Raw genomic sequence first — 16,520 nt, 5'->3', positions numbered from 1 at the left:
GCTTATTGGCTGGCCCCAAGACCAAGTATGGCCGGGGCTATAGTAATAAAGTCCTTGGATTTTTGAAACGCCGCATAGCGTACACCCGGTTTACAAGAGAAAGCAACAGGCGCACATACAGCATCAGAGGCAGCCTGTGATCCAGTCACAAGTCCTTTAACGTTTATGCTATATGTATATAAAGCGGTTGCCATTATTTCAAATGTCTATTAATTATTCGACTTAGTCAAGTATTAAGTTCAGTCACATGGAGAATGTTACATGCCGCTGAGCTGTTTGAGAGTCGCTGCATTGCGGAAAGCGGCTCCGCCGATATCATTATTAAAGAAAACGAAAGCGTCGCCGACATGCTGTTGCTCAACTTGTTTCACGAAGTCGTTCAGCTGCTCTGTGGTATATGCTGAGCTGTAGAGATTTTCCGAACCATGAAACCTGTAGTAGAAAGAGGGTGAATTACTGATGACATCCTGCGGCAAGGTCGGGTGACTGATCCCGCTGAATACAATGCCTCGCTCTCCAAAGGCTTGATATACCTTGTCATTCCACCAGCTGGGATGACGGAATTCCACGACATTGGTAAATACCGGATCCAGATTTTCGAGCATGGCGTCCAGATGGGCATCTGTATATGCGTAATTAGGATGCAGCTGGAAAAGGATGGCCGACAGCTTCTCCCGGAGGCCCGACTGTGCGAGATCATAGAAGCCGGAAATCAGGTCCCTCACGTTGTTGAACTTCCTGTAGTGAGTGATGGTCCGCGGCGCTTTTACCGCAAAATGAAAATCGGGCGGACTGATGTTGTACCAGTTCTCCAACGCTTTAATAGTAGGCGTTCTATAGAATGATGCGTTAAGCTCGAGTGCATTGAAGCGTTCTGCATAGAAGGGAAACCATTTCTTCTGGGGCAGGTCTTCGGGGTAGAAGATTCCTTTCCAGTGCTTATAGTAAAATCCGGAGCATCCGATATGCCATCTGATCATATTTACAGGTTTTTGGAATAAGAAATCACGAAACGGACAATTTGTTTGATCCCAATACTCGTCCATTTTAACGAAGGCCTGCGACTTCAAAGATGATAACATGATACAAAAGCACGCAAAAATCGTATTACCCTTTCATTGCCATGGCCTATATATTTGACGTTTAACCAAACACTTAAATAATGAAGAAGATCTGGAACATGTTGCTGCTCTCGGCAGTGACTGCGTACGCGGGTCAGGTATCTGCACAATATCCCGTCATCCCAAAGCATCTGGAAGCAAAGGGCGACTCGACCATGGACGAATATAAAAAGCTATCAGACCAGGCATGGGCGAAAGCACTTCCAATTGTAGAGAGAGAAGCGAAACAAGGAAAACCATTCGTGCCATGGGCATCAAAGCCCTCAGATCTGCTACAGGCAAGCATTCCTGCATTCCCCGGTGCGGAAGGCGGAGGTGCATATACTATGGGCGGCAGAGGCGGCAAGGTTTATGTTGTCACTTCATTGGCCGACAGCGGCCCTGGTACCCTGCGCGAAGCTTGTGAGCAGGGCGGAGCCCGAATCATTGTATTCAATGTCGCAGGAATTATTCAGCTGAAAAGCCCGATCAGTATCCGCGCTCCCTATATCACCATAGCAGGTCATTCTGCTCCGGGAGATGGTGTCTGCATCGCAGGTGAATCACTCTGGATAGACACGCACGATGTCGTGATCAGGTACATGCGTTTCCGTCGTGGAGCAACCGATGTAACACGTCGTGACGATGCACTTGGTGGTAATGGAGTGGGTAACATCATCATTGACCACGTATCTGCAAGCTGGGGACTCGATGAGAACATGTCAATGTACAGACACGTCTATGATAAAGGCGACGGGTCGAAGCCTGAGAAGCTCCCGACAGTGAACATCACGATTCAGAATTCTATTTTCTCTGAAGCACTCGATACCTACAATCATGCGTTTGGAAGTACAATAGGAGGGCTCAACAGCACCTTCATGCGTAACCTTTGGTCCAGCAACATCAGCAGGAACCCCTCAGTCGGTATGTACGGAGACTTCAATTTCGTGAATAACGTGATCTTCAACTGGTGGAACAGAAGTGCGGACGGTGGTGATAACCGTTCATTCTTCAACTTTATCAATAACTATTACAAGCCAGGACCAATCACTCCCCTGAGCGAACCTATCGCACACCGTATTCTGAAGCCTGAATCAGGCAGGGATCAAGCCAATAAGAACATTTATGGCAAAGCCTACGTGCATGGCAACATTGTCGAGGGGAACGAAAAAGTTACGGCAAACAACTGGGACGGCGGTGTTCAGATTGAAAACCTTCCCAATGCCGGAAATCAGATGGAGAATATTCGCGTTGACAAGCCTTTTCCGATGAGCCCGGTCTCTACCTTGTCTGCACAGGAAGCTTATAGCTATGTCCTCACCAATGTGGGGGCGGCACTACCAAAGCGTGACGCTGTCGACGCGCGCATCATCCGCCAGGTAAAAACCGGAAAGATAGAATATAAAGAAGGAGGGAAGACAGGAGTAGGCAAGGAATATATCAAGAGGAGGCTTCCTGAAGATTCCTATAAGAAGGGCATTATCAGCGACGTCAGTCAGGTAGGCGGATATCCTGTCTATAAAGGCAAGCCGTATAAAGATTCAGACAACGACGGAATGCCTGATGCATACGAGAAAAGCAAAGGGCTTAATCCGAAAGACGCCTCGGATGCCTCTCTGATCAGCAAAACCAGCTATTCGAATATCGAGGATTATTTGAACAGTCTGGTGCCACTGAAATCAGTGAAACCATAGTATTTAAAATCGTGATTTGATGGAGGCTGAACCAATGTGTTTAGCCTCTTTTTTTTGGAGTATGATAACGATCAGGTAACAATGTGTTAATATACAAACTTTAAGGTCGGGCAAAGCGTAACTTTACTACGGAGTTGCTGATATGATAAGGGTAGTGTTCATCATATTGATCGGAATAATAAGTGCTGGGAAAGCAGCGTTCGCTCAGAGCGGATCTCAGCAGTATTGCTTTGAATTTTATGAAGGCACCTATAACCTCGAAGCCGATCAGTCCATCCATGTTCCCGCCCCTCAGAAATTAAGTCCCGCAGCAATCCGATCATTCTACTTCGCCCTGAATAACGCCCGTTATCAGCCGATGATAGATTCCATGCTCGCTTATCGCGGGCGACATCAGCTGAACGACTGGCTGTATTATCAGCTCATCAGGAAAGTGGCTCAGCAGCTTAGCCCGAAGGCCGAAAACTATACTCGCTACACCCTTTACAAGTGGTTTTTATTAAGCAAATCAGGCTATGATGCACGCCTGGCCCTGGCAGGTGAAAAGATTATCTTTTACGTCTATAATGATGAAGATATTGCCGACATCCCTTTCTTCGAAGTCGAAAGTAAGAAGTACATGTGTCTGAATATTCACGATTATCCTAAAGCGGATCTGCACCAGGAGCCACCATACCCGGTAAATATCCCGATACCGGGCGCCAGCCGTTCATTCTCCTATAAAATTACCAGGCTTCCCGACTTCAGGCCTGAGTCTTATAAGGTCAGGAAGCTCGAGTTTCGTTACAAGCAGAAAACGTATCACTTCGCTGTAAAACTGAATCCGGAAATTGAACGGATATTCGCCAATTATCCCGGCGTAGACTTTGAATCCTATTTCAATATCCCTCTGAGCAAAGAGACCTATGGCTCGCTCATTCCCATGCTCAGGGAGAATGTAAGTGGCATGAGTCAGAAGAAGGGAGTCGACTACCTGATGCGCTTTACCCGATACGCATTCCTGTACGAAGATGATGAAGAAAACTTCGGTAAAGAGAAGAGGCTTTCTCCCGAAGAGACACTATTTGCCAGTCACAGCGATTGCGACGACCGTGCTGCCCTTTTCTTCTATCTGGTCAAGGAAATTTACGATCTCCCTATGATCGCGCTGTTGTATCCGACACATATCACCATGGCTGTGCGCTTTGATAAAGCGATAGGTAAGCCGATCTACTATAATGGAAAGGAATACAGCGTCTGCGAGCCTACACCTCAGGAAAAAAACCTCCAGATCGGCCAGCTTTCTCAAAAACTTAAAAACGTGCCGTATAAGATTGTCTATCAGTATGAGCCCGACAAATTATAGTCTCCATTCATTTTTTAAGCTTACTTAGCTATATTCGCTCACACAGGAGCAAAATATAGAAGTTCAGGACTGCACTCGCATCTTCGGTACAACTTTTAGCTGCATTTCCTGAAGAATTAAGAATAATCATATGACTAGACTGGAACAAGCTTTTGAGCTGTTTGACGAATATAATAAACAATGCCCCGAACAGATAACGTGGAATGACCAGATCTACCCTGCAGAATATTTCTACGCCGTTGAGCTATATAACTGGGTGAAAAAGCTGCAACCAGACGCTAATGAATTTCTGCTTCTCGCCTCCAGGAGTCAGCATATTGGCAGATGGGAAATAGCCCGGACCCAATACCCTGAAGGCCGCACAGGTTACCTGAACTGGAGAAGTGATCTGGGAAAGTTTCATGCGGCCAAAGCAGGTGAGCTCCTTGAGCAAGCTGGATATTCGGCAGAAGAGATTGAAAGGGTGCAACAGATCATCCGGAAGCAGCGGCTAAAGCTTGATGCGGATGTACAGGTGATTGAGAATGCCCTCTGTCTCGTATTCCTGGAGTTTCAGTTTGACGACCTGATCAGCAAATTGAGCGAAGAAAAAATGATCAACGTGCTTCGGAAGACCTGGAAAAAGATGAGTGAAGAAGGCCATAATGCCGCCTTGAAGCTCCAATACAGTCCGCTCGCTTCAGAACTGATCTCGAAAGCTCTGCAAGCTTAGCTGCCGGCTTAGAACCGGAACCGTTTTCTTATCCAGATTAGAAGGAGTATTCCTCCGATGGTGAGTAGTATTTTCAGTAGCATTCCAAACAATTAGTATTGGTTTTGTTTCTAAAGGTATAAATATTATCCTGAAAGAAATGCTGCTTCAAATTGACTGGACAAAGGTGCTCATTGGTGAGGAGGATTGGCCCTTCTTACTCGAAATTGCTGTGCGTACCTTCGCCATGTATATCATTATCCTTATTGGCTTGCGCCTGCTGGGGAAGCGTGGCGTAGGCCAGCTGTCCGTATTCGAGCTGGTGGTTATTATCAGTCTCGGTTCTGCTGCCGGCGACCCCATGTTCTACCGCGAAGTTGGCATGCTCGTACCTGTAGTCATCTTCACCATCGTGGTGTGTTCCTACAGGCTTACCACATACTTTACAGCCAAAAGCAGCGAGTTTGATAATCTTGTCGAGGGCAAAGCAGTTTATCTCATCAGAGAGGGCGAGTTCTCCATTGGCAACTTTAGCAAAGAGGGGCTTGCATATGATGAGTTCTTCTCGGAATTGAGGCAGTACAGCATATCTCATTTGGGCCAGGTGGAAACGGCTATTATCGAAACCTCCGGGGCAATCAGCGTATACTTCTATCCGGATGAAAAGGTGCGCTATGGATTACCAATCCTCCCTGATCTGTTTGAGAAAACCATAGTAAGAATCACGAAGGCAGATGTCTATGCATGTTCTTTCTGTGGTAATGTGGAGCAGTTGGAGCCGGCTGACATATGTCGTTGCAAACGCTGCAACCGCGAAGCCTGGGTGAAAGCCATTGATACCAAACGGGTGAAGTAGGTTTAATATACCTCCAGGATGCTGAAGGTCCGCTTATTTATCTCCACTGTGTCTCCGACCTTGCAGCCCATCATCAAGCGTCCGATAGGAGAGTGCGCTGATATCGCATAGGCCGTTTTCGATTCAGCTGTAAGCTGCCCCGCACTGATAGAGATATAAAAATCACCACCCGAAGTCACCACATAGCTTCCTTGTTTGATTTCGTCTGATGCGAAGTCTCCACTAAACTTGTCAAGGATCATGCGCAGCTTTTTAGCTTCCATCAGCTGCTGTGCATTGCGGGAGATTTCCTGCTGCATCATCTCCCTCGTAGTTTCGTACTTGTCTCCTGCACTGCTTTTGGTGTCGTTTACTGAAGCTTCATGAGATGCCTGTAGCGCATTCTCAATAGACAATATACGCTCATCTGCGTAGGCAACACACTTCTCATACAGTACTTTCTTTACATCTTGCATCATAGTCCTTACATTACGCGGAAGCGGATAAAGTTAAATATTTAGATAACATCTTCGGAATACAAGAAATGCTATCTTTATCTAAAATCGTAGCCAATTATATGATCCTTCACCGTTATGTGATCTTGCTGATCATAGCGTTATTCTCCATCCGGCCCATTCACGCTCAAACGATGAAAACACTGAGTGGCTTTATAACGGATGCAGCAAACGGGGAGGTAATTGGGAGCGCGGTGATCCATGCCGGCAAGGTAAAGGCCGTATCAAACGTCTACGGATATTATTCCATTACCATTCCCGCCAATAGTTCGGCCATTAACGTTTCCTGCGCAGGCTTCACACCGCAACAACTTAGTTTGTTTACGCAAAAGGACTCTATACTGAACGTTCAGCTCGCCATACCGGCAAATCTGATTTCTGAAGTTATTATCGACGTTTCCGGAAGGATGGCTTCTGATGAATCCTCTAAGTTGCTGAACATAAATAAGGTAAAAGATCTTCCCACCTTTCTTGGAGAGGCCGATCTGATCCGTTCCTTTCAGTTGCTGCCGGGGGTAAGCACTATAGGCGACGGGGCCTCAGGCTTTAATGTACGTGGTGGTGGCGTTGATCAAAATCTCGTGCTTCTGGATGAAGCTCCCCTGTATTTCACCTCACATCTCTTCAATCTCTTTTCGGTCACCAACCCCGATGCGGTAGTGGATGCGTCGCTATACAAGTCAGCTATTCCTGCCCGCTACGGGGGGCGCTTGTCTTCCGTGCTTGATACGCGCCTTAGAGATGGTAACAATCAGTACTGGACCGCAACAGGCGGACTTGGCCTCATAGCCAGTCGCATCACTCTTGAAGGTCCGATTAAAAAGGATAAAAGCGCCGTTTTGTTTAGTGCGCGACGCTCGTACACCGATGTGATCACCAGGCAGTCATCTAACGAAGATATTAGTGATAACTCCATTTACTTCTATGATCTCAATACCAAGATAAACTTCCCGATTGGCCCCAAAGACCGTCTCTTCATATCCGGATATCTGGGTAAGGACAAGATCCAGTCAGCAGACGACTTTATGCTTCAATGGGGAACGGGCACAGCAACCCTTCGCTGGAATCATGTTCTGAATAACAAGCTTTTCTCTAATCTCAGTCTCATTTACTCCAATTACCGCTATAGCCTCGGCTCCATGAATGAACCCACTTCCAGTTTCCTCTGGAAGGCTTCTATACGCGACTATATGGTTAAGAACATCTTTCAATGGTATCAATCACCGGGCAGCACGATACACTTCGGCGCAGAGCTTGCCTTGCATGAATTCAGTCCCGGTTCCGCCACGCCCCATGGTAATGCCTCTATCTTTCAGCCCATCCAGTTGTCTGGCCAGCGGGCAGCGGACTACAGCTTGTTCTGGGACCACCAGCTAAAGGCTTCCGATAAGCTAAGCCTCGAGTACGGCGTTCGCTATACGGCCTTCCGGAGTATCGCATCAGATTCTACTATCCTGTACGATTACGTGGGCGAAACGGGAATGCGGAAGAGCCCCCAAAATCCGCGGCACTATACCAACGGGCAGATCCTCAGGTGGTACCACCATTTTCAGCCGAGAATATCGCTCGTGTTTGCGACCTCCGAAGCTGCATCTCTTAAAGCCTCTTTCACGCGGACAGCCCAAGATCTGCACCTGATGTCAAACAGCTTATCCACCAGTCCGCTTGATATATGGGCTCCCAGCTCCTATAGCATAAAGCCGGAGCGCGCAAACCACTTTTCCCTGGGCTACTACCGCTCAGCCCCAAATAGCCGCTATAAGGTTTCGGCAGAGGCCTACTACCGGAGCATGACTAATCAGCTGGACTTTGTCGATGGGGCCGAAACCTTACTTAACGAAGATCTTCCTGGTGATATTCTTGTAGGCAACGGGAGAGCCTACGGCTCCGAGTTCCAGCTGGAGCGAAAGAGGGGAAAGGTAACCGGATGGATAAGTTACACCCTGAGCCGTACAGAACGGAAGATAGACGGCATCAATAACAACAAATATTATCCGGCGAAGTATGACAAAACCCATGCAGCAGCTATGGTGGCCATCTATCACCACAATCAGAGGCTCCAATTTTCTGCGACATACAACTTTGCAACAGGCACGCCCGCTACTCTGGCTTCTTCCCGGTACCAGTTCAGCGGCTATACGGTAATGTATAATCCCGGGCACGCGCGCAACAACTACAGGCTGCCTGCCTATCATCGCCTGGATATTTCTGCCACCTTAAAGAACAGAACCCGGCCGGGAAAAAGGATGAACAGCGAATGGGTGATATCTGCCTTTAATGCACTTAACAGAAGGAATGCCTTTTCCATGTATCTTCGTCAGAAAGACTCGAATCCCCTGCAGCTGGAAGCGGTGCAATACTCTATGCTGGGGATGATCGTCCCGTCTCTTACCTGGAACTTTAGATATTGATATGAGAAGCCTGAGAACCTATATCATCCTTGTGCTGACCATGCTCCTGATGAGCTGCGAAAAAGTTCTTCAGGTCAGCATCACTGAAGAAAAGCCTGTACTGGTTGTCGAAGGCTGGCTCACGAATAGACGAGAGGCTCACCAGATCAGACTGTATTACACCAGTCCGGTAATGGATAATACCTCGCCCGTGGTAGCTAAAAATGCAACCGTTATCCTGAAAGACAATGCAGGGAATTCCGAGAAGCTGAAAGAAGTATCCGGCGGCAGTTACGAGATCAGAACGATCCGCGGTCGGGAAGGACGTACCTATACGCTGTCGGTCCTCTTCGAGGGAAGTTCTTACGAGGCCGTTTCCACCATGCCGCGGCTCAGTATGGCCGCCGATACCCTGGAGTTCAAATACAAGAAGAAACAGCTGCTTTATCCTGCAGATGGCTTTTATCCCTTCATCACCGGGCAGGAGCTGAGGGGTGCGGGCGACTATACCTGGTACAAGCTCTTTCGAAACGGTAAGTTTTTGAATAAGTCTTCTGAGATCAATCTATTCAGCGATAAGTACGTCGACGGGAACCGCATCGGTAATTATGAGCTGGAAATCGACAGTCCTTTCGTTTCCGGAGATCACATACGCGTGGAGGCATGGTCTCTAAATGAGGCCACCTATAACATGATGACAGATATCCGGGAGCAGCTGAATAATAACGGGCTCTTTGCAAGTCCGCTTCCAAACGCGCGTTCGAATATCAGGAAACTGGATCCAAACAGTGAGGACGTTACCGGATTCTTCGGGACATCTATGGTGCAGGCAATAGAACGCACTGTCCCATAGATGCTCCCTGGATCAACCATTTTCCTCTTTGCTGTTCTTAATCCATACAAGCCTGTTTTTCACGCACTTCGGACAGAAATAGTTCCGAATGGGCAGAAATGGCAACAGGTTTTTTAGGATCCAGGGCCTTGGACTTTGATAATGAAAAGGTGTATTACACTTAGGGCACTTATAATCTCGATATGACATTCTAATTGGTCAAGGCAACAAAATTAATACAAACCGTACGGTACAAAACGGGTTTTTTTGTAACCTTTACGCTATGAACAGAAATTGGGTATTAATGTTTTTCAATGCGGTATTTTTTCTCACCGCTCACGCAGTATATTCTCAGAATTCGCCTGCGCCGATTAAACTGGTGGATGTCATTCTCAGTCCTGATCATTCTGACTGGAAGTATCTTACGAGTGAAAAACCGCTTGTGAAAGTGACTGTTCTCCAATACGGCGTTCCATTAAAAAATGTGAAAGTTGAATACGCTACCGGTCCGGAAATGATGAATGCAGATGGAAAAGGAAGCCTCCTTCTGAAAGATGGCTCAGGAACTATACAGATGGAAACATCGAAACAGCCAGGCTTCAGGTATTTGAAGGTAAAGACTACGCACAACAACAATAGCTATGAGAACCAGGTAAAGCTTGCCTTTTCTCCTGAGGCGATCGAGGCTACGACGACACTCCCCGCAGATTTCAATCAGTTCTGGAAGCAGAGTATGGATGCGCTCCGCGATGTTCCTCTCGATCCTCAGGTGGAACATCTGCCCGCCTATTCTACCAGCACCGTTGACGTATTCCTGGTTAGTATTCAAACAACAGGCAAGGGGCAACGCATGTATGGATATCTATGCAAACCCAAAAAAGCAGGTAAATACCCGGTAATTTTCTCTCCACCCGGCGCAGGAGTAAAGCCTTTTGCTCCGGCAACATCGCTGGCGGAGCAGGGATTTATCAGCTTTACCACCGAGATACATGGTCTGTCTCCCATGCTTGATGCCTCGGTTTACCGGAGTATAAGCACTGCTTTCGGCGACTACTGGCTTCATAATCTCAACGATCGCGACGCATATTATTACAAAAGAGTCTATTTGGGCTGTGTCAGAGCAATAGATTACCTGTGTAGCCTTCCCGAGTTTGACGGGAAGAACGTAGCTGTAACGGGCGGAAGTCAGGGAGGAGCCCTATCCATCGTCACCGCTGCACTGCATCCAAAGGTAAACTGTCTCGTTGCTTTCTACCCGGCGCTATGTGATATAACCGGGTACCTTCATAATAGGGCAGGAGGCTGGCCTCACATGCTGAACCAGGTAAGTGCTCCTGTGGTAAACCGGCCTGATAATCTGAAGACTCTGCAGTATTTCGACGTGGTGAACTTCGCCCGGCAGATTAAAGTGCCGGGGTTCTATTCATGGGGATATAACGACAATACCTGTCCGCCCACCTCCGTCTACGCAGCCATAAACACAATCAAAGCGCCAAAAACGATCCGCATCACACCGGTATCGGCACACTGGCGGTTCGAAGAGACGAACAGGGAATCAATTAACTGGATTAAAGAGCAGCTGAAACTAGTCGAGCCCGGGAGCAAGTAGATCGGGGTTAACTTCTCCCTCGTTGGCCTCGGTGATCTTGCTGAGGTTATACTTCATTTCTCCGTTCACCTCGCTGCCTTTAAGCAGCCCTTTGTCATAGTAACCGGAAAGTACATCCTCGACGATCAGCCTCAGTTGAGCACTTGTACTTCCCGGTTCAAGCTCTTCCAGCTTGGCCACGACCTCGTCTGTGCTTCCCTCGCCGATTTGTGCCAGGGCAAATATGATCTTACTCTCTTCTGTTGCAGCCGCCTCGTAGGAGGCAGGCACTACTATAGGTTTAAATTCTTCGCGAAAGCTATTATCAGATGCTGTCATAGATACTTTTTCATCAAGAACGGTGGTCGACCTGAATTGTTTAGCTTAACGTCTCCCGCTGAGGAATCCGGCAGACAGAACGCCGGCAATCACAGCTGCGGCGACAATGTATTTGCGATGGGCCTTTGGGCGCCCCGGTAAGCCCCAGCCGCCATGAGTACTGGTGCCGAAGCGTAGGGGATTGAATACATTTCCGCTGGTCACTTCAGTGGGCTCAGCTGTGCGCAGATAGGTGCGGATCACGCGGGCAACTATTCCTGCTGTAAGCTCCGGCATAAGCGAATGGGCGAGCCGCAGCACGGTCGAGACACTTCCCACGGTGACCGAGGAGCGCGGATGCACAGCCAGGGAAACCGCCGCCTTTGCCAGGCGCATCGGATCGTAGACCGGAGGAGCGGGCTTCAGTACCTTACCCGTGTAGTTGCCGGCATGCTGTATGCCGGGCGTGTCCAGAAATGCAGGGAAGAGGTCGCATACATGAATATCCTTCCAAGCCTGAAGCTCTGCTTTCAGCGCTTCCGAGAAACCCCGCAGCCCAAATTTACTGGCCGTGTATGAAGTCCCGAACGGTACAGGTAAAAAGCCGCCTACGGATATGTTGTTGATCAGGATTCCGCTTCCCTGCTTCTTGAAGTAGGGAATAACGGCATGCGCACCAAATAAAAAGCTCATGAGGTTGGTTTGTATCACCTGCGCATGCACTTCCATAGGCACTTTGTCAAATTCTCCCGCAGTCAGCACACCGGCATTGTTGATCCATACATCAATACCGTCCCCGAAATTATTTGCGTCACCCGCCAGATTGATGACAGCTTTCGCATCGGAGAGGTCAGCAGGCACAATAAGTACCTTGGATCCAAGCTCCCTGCATTCTTCGGCAAGCTCCATCAATGCAGCTTCATTCCGGGCAGCCAGTACAAGTCGCGCCTGGTGAAGGGCAAACTCCAGCGCCATTGCCCGGCCCGCACCTGAAGATGCGCCTGTGATAACAACGGTACAATTATTTAACGATTTAATTTCTTTCATCTTAGCTGTAAACTTTATATTCGTACTACCTGATAACAATCACTTAAACAAGGTGTTGTAATGAGGGTACGAGTATGATTTGACAAAACTATAATCCCCGTACACCTGTTCCTTTAGTATATATGCGAGAATTCAGTGCAGAAGAGTCGGTTTCAGAAGCCTACACGTGGCTCATTACCGGAAAAGTTACAGGTATAACAATTGCAGTTTATATTGGTTCTGAAAAGTTTAGAACGCTGGAAGGTGAGTTGCAGTTCTATATCTCCACGCAGGACAATACCGTCTATTTTCAAACCCTTCACTATCAGCATCAGAAACTTGCCTACATTCTTGCTGGCATCAATTGGTTTATTTCCCATCAGCTGAATCCGATCTCTCCACTTCAGTCTTACTAGCTGCACGATTTTCTTATTCGGCAAACAAAACATTGTCTAGCCAACTTTATAGGGTATGAGAAAGTTGAAAGGTATTATATCCGGTCTGGCAGGTGCCATAGCTGTAAATATTCTTCATGAAACGGTTAGAAAGTATGATAGCAAAGCACCCCGAGTAGATCTCATAGGCAAAGAAGCCTTATCGAAGGGACTGTCCAGGATTGGTGTAGAGCCCCCAAAAGGAAAAAAGCTCCATCAGGCCACCCTCGCAGGGGATATCGTCAGCAATGCCCTTTACTACAGTCTGATTGCTTCCGGAAACCAGGACAAGAAATGGCTGAGGGGTACCATTTTGGGAGCATCTGCAGGTCTGGGGGCACTGAAACTTCCTAAGCCTATGGGGCTGGACGACACGCCTGTAACGAAGAACCAAAAGGCTGAAGCCCTTACTGTCCTTTATTATACATTTGGCGGCCTTGTTACAGCCGCGGTTTATGCACTCTTGAACAGAAAATAAAAAGAAGCCGTCTCATAAGTGGATTATGAGGCGGCTTCTTTGTTTCTGTTGTTTTGATGTTGGAGTACGATATCAGGGTAGCTGCAGTTATTAAGATTGAGATTGTAACGTTTTAGTGAGTATTGGTGCAAAAAAGACTAAAAAGGCTGTTATGCCGTCCATTTTCTCAGATTATGAGCGATGGAGAGTAGGCCAACTTCCACCTCGACCTTGGTTAAGCCTCGCAGCAGGAACCGTTTGAAACCATGATTACTCTTAATGTGGGCAAATACCGGTTCAACATCGACGGGACGTTGCTTCCGATATTTGATTCCTTGCTCACTGTTGAGTCTTTCTTTTACAACCTGCTTATGCTTCCTCAAGGAATGGTTGACTTCGGCTATACGATTACCTTTTGCCGAGTGACAAACGCCAGCCATAGGGCACCCATGACAGTTCCTGGCCTGGTAGCGGCTGATGATCTGCACATACCCTGATGGGCTTACCCGCTGCCCGTCGCCAATGTGTGCCATCGGCTGACCCATCGGACAAACCAGATAGTTCTCCACTTTATTATGATACAGGCTATCGTTGCTGAAGGCTTTAATCCCTTCCTTTTGCTCTTTATCAAAGGTATTATACTTGATATAAGCGGCGATACCTTTGTCCTCCAGCAAGCCGTAGTTCTGGTCTGATCCGTAACCTGCATCGGCTACGATTGCCGCAGGCGTTTCGTTATACAAAGCTTGGTAGCCCTCGATATGGCTGGCTAAAGTGCCGTAGTCGGTGGATGTTTGATGTAAAGAATAGTTAAGGATGAACTGCTGCTGAGTGGAGATTTGCAGGTTATAGGCCGGTTTGAGCTGCCCGTTCAACATGTGATCTTCTTTCATTCGCATGAAGGTGGCATCCTGGTCGGTCTTACTGTAGCTGTTTCGACCGGCTAGTAACTTCTCCTGTTGATCATAGCGTTCCAGGTTCTGCGGCCAGTTCTTTGCGGCATAGCTCAGCTTTTGTTTTATCTTCTTGGGGACGTCCTGTTTATCAGAGATGGCTTCATCGATCTTCCTGATCGCCGCTTTTACCTTATCGGGAGCCAGACTTTCAAACTCAGAGGAGGAACTGTCCTGCATTTCTTCAGCTGCAACGCCCTGTGCATACTTCCAAAGTTCGTCCAATTGGCTTTTAATCCGGTCTTTGCTGGTCTTGATCGCTTTGCCCCATACAAATGTATACCGGTTTGCAGCTGATTCAATCTTCGTACCATCGGTGAACACCGCTTCCTTTACATTAACTATGCCTTCAGCTACCAAAAGTTGCACAATCTGCGAGAAGATCTCCTTGAGTATGCCCGAGAGCTTCTCCCCCCGGAAACGGTTGATTGTATGATGATCCGGCGTTTTCATACCTGTCAGCCACATGAAGTGAATGTTAACACGCGTCTGCTCTTCGAGTTTGCGGCTTGAATATACATTGCTCAGATAGCCGTAAACTAATACTTTCAGCAATAATCGAGGGTGGTAACTGGAGGCTCCCCCACCTTTATACGTCCGGTTGATGGGTTTGGTGTCGATCTCATTGATTACTTTGTTAATGATCCTAACCGGATGATTTTCAGCGATCAGTTCGTCCAGGCTTGGAGGGAGCAAGGATATCTGGTCCTGATCATATGGCTTGAAAACTACTGCACTCGAGCGTTTGATTCCCATGCCTTAATTTACGAAAAAAGCGCCCTATAAACAAAAAGAAGCTGCCCTTTTGAGACAGCTTCTTTTATTATTGGTAATCCCGGTGGGTTTGTTTTGCACCGGCATATTGATCTTTCAATTGGTCGGTATACTTATCCGTATACTTCTTTACGTGATCCATCCATTGCGGCGCCTTTTCATTCAGGTCATCCACAAACGACTTTCCGTCCGGTCGTTTTTTCGTTGCATACTTGACGCCCGCAGCTACTGCAGCACCAAGAACTATATATCTGAATAATCCCATAACTTTTTTAATCATAGTAATACAATTTCCATTCCATTTCTCCGAATGCAGGTAGATTATCCTGAAACTCTTACATTAGCGGTTTTTACAGGCATAATCAATTTTGTATAATGATTTCTATCAACAACTTTCAGGAATTTGAACAATATAAAGGACAGGAACTTGGAGTTTCGGCCTATCACAAGATCACTCAGGAACAGATCAATAAGTTTTCCGAGGCAACCCTTGATTACCAGTGGATTCATACGGATGTAGAACGTGCAGCAGCAGAAAGTCCGTTTAAAACGACTATTGCGCATGGTTATCTGACCCTTTCACTTATTCCTTACCTGTGGCAGCAGATTGTTACTATCGGAAACCTGAAGATGGAAATCAACTATGGAATCGAGAGCCTGCGTTTCGGACAGGCTGTGCGTGTAGATAGTGAAGTCAGGCTGAAGGCAAAGCTTTCTGATGTCGTAAACCTGCGTGGAACTGTTAAGGCAACGGTAGAAGTAACCCTGGAGATAAAAGACGAAAAGAAGAGCGCCTTCAACGGGGAAGCCGTATTCCTGTATCACTTTCAGGCATAGCCGGGGCCGGACCTACGGTAATCCCGGCGTTCTCTTCCATAGCAATGTGACAAGTCCGAAAACTATCATTCTGCTTAGTTGTTAGTCAGTTATGGAACTATTAAAATTTGGAAACAAGATTAAAACCCGGGACGGTCGCGAGGGGATCATTCAGGAAGATCAGGAAGCAAATTCCGATGAAGTTAAAGTCATGATCGATGGAGAAGAATCAGCCAGCGTCTTTAAAGCGCAGGAGCTTGAAAAGGTAGCAGATCACCTATAAATCTTAACCATGGAAGAGAAAAGAAACGAATCAACCGCCCTGCGTCCTGAAGGGGACCGGGTGCTGGATGCTAAGCTCGTCCGCATTGATCTCTCCGAACTCGGTCAGAAGATTCAAAAGGAACCGGCATGGATTGAGGGCGACAGAACAGCGATAACAGTCTTTAAAACGGATGAAATGCGTATCGTTTTAATCGCACTGCATGCGGGTGCAGAAATGAAGCCGCATACCGCTCCAGGGGTCATCAGTGTGCAGGTTCTGAAGGGCAGGATACACTTTGCTACCGAAGAGCATCATGAAGATCTGGAACCAGGTCAAATGATTACGCTTCATAAGCGAATCAGCCACCATGTGAAGGCATACGAAGATTCTTCATTTCTGCTGACCATGGCTACTTCAGATAGTACGGAGCTCACATAGGAAATTATTCAGAAATAAAAAAAGGAAGCAATTTGCTTCCTTTTTTTAT

General features: G+C 47.3%; 18 protein-coding genes. 12 read left to right on the top strand and 6 right to left on the bottom strand.

Going from position 1 to position 16,520, the window contains the following annotated elements; genetic code table 11:
- Window positions 1-257: 257 nt before the first annotated feature.
- Window positions 258-980: a DUF72 domain-containing protein gene (locus ACO1NU_RS04250; RefSeq protein WP_448817219.1), complete on the bottom strand. Its 723-nt coding sequence runs from the start codon at window positions 978-980 to the stop codon at window positions 258-260.
- 182 nt (window positions 981-1,162) lie between these two features.
- On the opposite strand from ACO1NU_RS04250, the gene ACO1NU_RS04245 reads away from it, so the two are divergent.
- From ACO1NU_RS04245 to ACO1NU_RS04230, 4 genes are all read left to right on the top strand, one after another.
- On the top strand, window positions 1,163-2,794 hold the full coding sequence (locus tag ACO1NU_RS04245; RefSeq protein ID WP_448817218.1) for a polysaccharide lyase: 1,632 nt from the start codon (window positions 1,163-1,165) through the stop codon (window positions 2,792-2,794).
- 142 nt (window positions 2,795-2,936) lie between these two features.
- Entirely contained in the window at window positions 2,937-4,139 is a 1,203-nt protein-coding gene (locus ACO1NU_RS04240; protein WP_448817217.1) for a hypothetical protein, read from the top strand.
- Between the two features lie 130 nt (window positions 4,140-4,269).
- Window positions 4,270-4,851: a DUF4202 domain-containing protein gene (locus ACO1NU_RS04235; protein WP_448817216.1), complete on the top strand. Its 582-nt coding sequence runs from the start codon at window positions 4,270-4,272 to the stop codon at window positions 4,849-4,851.
- 139 nt (window positions 4,852-4,990) lie between these two features.
- The gene (locus ACO1NU_RS04230; protein WP_448817215.1) at window positions 4,991-5,686 is read left to right on the top strand and encodes a DUF421 domain-containing protein; all 696 of its coding nucleotides are present in this window, start codon (window positions 4,991-4,993) and stop codon (window positions 5,684-5,686) included.
- Window positions 5,687-5,688: 2 nt separating this feature from the next.
- Here the strand turns inward: ACO1NU_RS04230 and ACO1NU_RS04225 are convergent, their stop codons facing one another.
- Window positions 5,689-6,144, bottom strand: a complete 456-nt coding sequence (locus ACO1NU_RS04225; protein ID WP_448817214.1) for a GreA/GreB family elongation factor — start codon at window positions 6,142-6,144, stop codon at window positions 5,689-5,691.
- 65 nt (window positions 6,145-6,209) lie between these two features.
- Here ACO1NU_RS04225 and ACO1NU_RS04220 point away from each other — a divergent pair, with 65 nt between their 5' ends.
- From ACO1NU_RS04220 to ACO1NU_RS04210, 3 genes are all read left to right on the top strand, one after another.
- Window positions 6,210-8,591, top strand: a complete 2,382-nt coding sequence (locus ACO1NU_RS04220) for a TonB-dependent receptor (protein WP_448817213.1) — start codon at window positions 6,210-6,212, stop codon at window positions 8,589-8,591.
- Window position 8,592: 1 nt separating this feature from the next.
- Window positions 8,593-9,423 (top strand): DUF4249 domain-containing protein, encoded by an 831-nt coding sequence (locus ACO1NU_RS04215; protein WP_448817212.1) that lies wholly within the window; start codon window positions 8,593-8,595, stop codon window positions 9,421-9,423.
- A 262-nt stretch (window positions 9,424-9,685) separates the two neighbouring features.
- Window positions 9,686-11,011 carry an acetylxylan esterase gene (locus tag ACO1NU_RS04210; RefSeq protein ID WP_448817211.1) on the top strand — a complete coding sequence of 442 codons (1,326 nt, stop codon included), beginning with the start codon at window positions 9,686-9,688 and terminating at the stop codon, window positions 11,009-11,011.
- On the opposite strand, the gene ACO1NU_RS04205 is transcribed toward ACO1NU_RS04210, so the two are convergent.
- Window positions 10,988-11,329, bottom strand: a complete 342-nt coding sequence (locus ACO1NU_RS04205; RefSeq protein WP_448817210.1) for a hypothetical protein — start codon at window positions 11,327-11,329, stop codon at window positions 10,988-10,990. The two genes, ACO1NU_RS04210 and ACO1NU_RS04205, sit on opposite strands and share 24 nt — an antisense overlap.
- Before the next feature lie 45 nt (window positions 11,330-11,374).
- Window positions 11,375-12,355 carry an SDR family oxidoreductase gene (locus ACO1NU_RS04200; RefSeq protein ID WP_448817209.1) on the bottom strand — a complete coding sequence of 327 codons (981 nt, stop codon included), beginning with the start codon at window positions 12,353-12,355 and terminating at the stop codon, window positions 11,375-11,377.
- Between the two features lie 122 nt (window positions 12,356-12,477).
- Here ACO1NU_RS04200 and ACO1NU_RS04195 point away from each other — a divergent pair, with 122 nt between their 5' ends.
- Window positions 12,478-12,750 (top strand): hypothetical protein, encoded by a 273-nt coding sequence (locus ACO1NU_RS04195; protein WP_448817208.1) that lies wholly within the window; start codon window positions 12,478-12,480, stop codon window positions 12,748-12,750.
- 55 nt (window positions 12,751-12,805) lie between these two features.
- A complete protein-coding gene (locus tag ACO1NU_RS04190) occupies window positions 12,806-13,246 on the top strand; it encodes a hypothetical protein (protein ID WP_448817207.1) in 441 nt (146 codons plus the stop codon).
- A 149-nt stretch (window positions 13,247-13,395) separates the two neighbouring features.
- Here the strand turns inward: ACO1NU_RS04190 and ACO1NU_RS04185 are convergent, their stop codons facing one another.
- Both ACO1NU_RS04185 and ACO1NU_RS04180 read right to left on the bottom strand, forming a co-directional pair.
- Window positions 13,396-14,934 carry an IS1182 family transposase gene (locus tag ACO1NU_RS04185; protein WP_448817206.1) on the bottom strand — a complete coding sequence of 513 codons (1,539 nt, stop codon included), beginning with the start codon at window positions 14,932-14,934 and terminating at the stop codon, window positions 13,396-13,398.
- 67 nt (window positions 14,935-15,001) lie between these two features.
- On the bottom strand, window positions 15,002-15,232 hold the full coding sequence (locus ACO1NU_RS04180) for a YtxH domain-containing protein (protein ID WP_448817205.1): 231 nt from the start codon (window positions 15,230-15,232) through the stop codon (window positions 15,002-15,004).
- Window positions 15,233-15,327: 95 nt separating this feature from the next.
- Between ACO1NU_RS04180 and ACO1NU_RS04175 the strand changes: the two genes are divergently transcribed.
- The 3 genes from ACO1NU_RS04175 to ACO1NU_RS04165 all read left to right on the top strand — a co-directional run bounded on the left by ACO1NU_RS04175 (window position 15,328) and on the right by ACO1NU_RS04165 (window position 16,471).
- The gene (locus ACO1NU_RS04175) at window positions 15,328-15,789 is read left to right on the top strand and encodes a MaoC family dehydratase (RefSeq protein ID WP_448817204.1); all 462 of its coding nucleotides are present in this window, start codon (window positions 15,328-15,330) and stop codon (window positions 15,787-15,789) included.
- 91 nt (window positions 15,790-15,880) lie between these two features.
- Complete coding sequence (locus ACO1NU_RS04170) at window positions 15,881-16,051, top strand: hypothetical protein (RefSeq protein ID WP_448817203.1); 171 nt, start codon at window positions 15,881-15,883, stop codon at window positions 16,049-16,051.
- A 9-nt stretch (window positions 16,052-16,060) separates the two neighbouring features.
- On the top strand, window positions 16,061-16,471 hold the full coding sequence (locus ACO1NU_RS04165) for a cupin domain-containing protein (RefSeq protein WP_448817202.1): 411 nt from the start codon (window positions 16,061-16,063) through the stop codon (window positions 16,469-16,471).
- Window positions 16,472-16,520: the final 49 nt, after the last annotated feature.

This window comes from Arcticibacter sp., from assembly GCF_053551015.1.
The sequence above is the reverse complement of the archived record's forward strand: the minus strand, read 5'-3'. Positions and strand labels throughout refer to the sequence as shown.